Origin of the sequence: Halomonas sp. HP20-15 (assembly GCF_033446685.1) — a bacterium.
Classification (GTDB): Bacteria; Pseudomonadota; Gammaproteobacteria; order Pseudomonadales; family Halomonadaceae; genus Modicisalibacter.
On sequence record NZ_JAWQLY010000031.1, the window covers coordinates 1 to 1,686 of the forward strand.

Below are 1,686 nucleotides of genomic sequence, written 5' to 3' on the forward strand. Positions count from 1 at the left end.
CTGCGGCAGGATCTCGAACAGGTCGCCGACCAGGCCATAGTCGGCCACCTGGAAGATCGGCGCCTCCTCGTCCTTGTTGATCGCCACGATCACTTTGGAGTCCTTCATCCCGGCGAGGTGCTGAATCGCCCCGCTGATGCCCACCGCGATGTATAGGTCGGGGGCGACGATCTTGCCGGTCTGGCCGACCTGCATGTCGTTGGGCACGAAGCCGGCGTCGACCGCCGCCCGGGAAGCGCCGATCGCCGCGCCGAGCTTGTCGGCGATGCCGTCGAGCAGCTTGAAGTTGTCGCCGTTGCCCATGCCGCGACCGCCCGAGATGACGATCTTGGCACTGCCCAGCTCGGGCCGCTCGCTGACCGCCAGCTGTTCGTTGACGAAGCTCGACAGGGCATTGTCGACGACGATGTCGACGGCCTCCTGGGTGGCGCTGCCGGTCTCGCCGACGGCGTCGAAGGCGGTGGTGCGCACGGTCAGCACCTTGAGCGCCTCCTCGGACTGGACGGTGGCGATGGCGTTGCCGGCGTAGATCGGTCGCTTGAAGGTGTCGGCACTGACCACCTCGAGGATTTCCGAAAGCGCGGTGACGTCCTTGAGGGCGGCGAGTCGCGGCAGGACGTTCTTGCCGTGGGTCGAGGCGGCGGCGAGCACGTGGCTGTAATCGTCGGCGAGCGCCACCAGCAGGTCGGCCAGCGGCTCGGCGAGCTGGTGCGCATAGACGCCGTTGTCGGCGACGCGGACCCGCGTCACGCCCTCCAGCCGCGCCGCGGCCTCGGCGACGGCGGCGACGTTTTCGCCGGCGACCAGCACGTCGACGTCACCGCCGCCGGACCGGGCGACCTGGCGGGCCGCCTCGACGACATGGGCGGTCGCGCCGGCGAGCTGACCGTCGTGGTGTTCGGCAAGGACCAGAATGCTCATGAGATCAGCTCCTTTTCAAAGCACTTTGGCTTCGTTCTTGAGTTTGTCGACCAGTTCGTCCACCGAGCCGACCTTGATGCCGCCCTTGCGCTCGGCCGGGGTCTCGACCTTGAGCTGGCGGGTACGCGGCGCGATATCGACGCCCAGGTCCGCGGGCGACTGGGTATCGAGCGGCTTCTTCTTGGCCTTCATGATGTCGGGCAGCTTGGCATAGCGCGGCTCGTTCAGGCGCAGGTCGGTGGTGACGATGGCCGGTAGCTTGAGGGACACGGTCTGCAGGCCGCCGTCGATTTCGCGGGTGACGTTGACGGTCTCGCCGGCGACGTCGACCTTCGAGGCGAAGGTGCCCTGGCCCATGCCGGTCAGTGCGGCGAGCATCTGGCCGGTCTGGTTGTTGTCGGTGTCGATCGCCTGCTTGCCGAGGATGACCAGCCCGGGCTGCTCGGCCTCGACGACCTTCTGCAACAGCTTGGCCACCGCCAGCGACTCGACCTTGCCGTCGCTGTCCGCGGTCTCGATGTGAATGGCCCGATCGGCGCCCAACGCCAGCGCGGTACGCAGTTGCTCCTGCGCCGCCTTGGGTCCGACGGTGACGGCCACGACCTCACTGGCCACGCCCTGCTCCTTGAGCCGCACCGCCTCTTCCACGGCGATCTCGCAGAACGGGTTCATGGCCATCTTGACGTTGGTCAGGTCGACGTCGGTGTTGTCCGCCTTGACGCGGATCTTGACGTTGTAATCGATGACGCGTTTGACCGCGACGAG

2 protein-coding genes are annotated in these 1,686 nt (G+C 67.3%); both read right to left on the minus strand.

Annotated elements, in window-relative coordinates; translation table 11 throughout:
• Window positions 1–921, minus strand: a 921-nt coding sequence (locus R6258_RS18700; protein WP_318453449.1) for an electron transfer flavoprotein subunit alpha/FixB family protein, incomplete at its 3' end; no start/stop codon positions are given.
• Window positions 922–936: 15 nt separating this feature from the next.
• Window positions 937–1,686: electron transfer flavoprotein subunit beta/FixA family protein (locus R6258_RS18705; protein ID WP_318453452.1), on the minus strand; the 750-nt coding region annotated here is incomplete at its 5' end.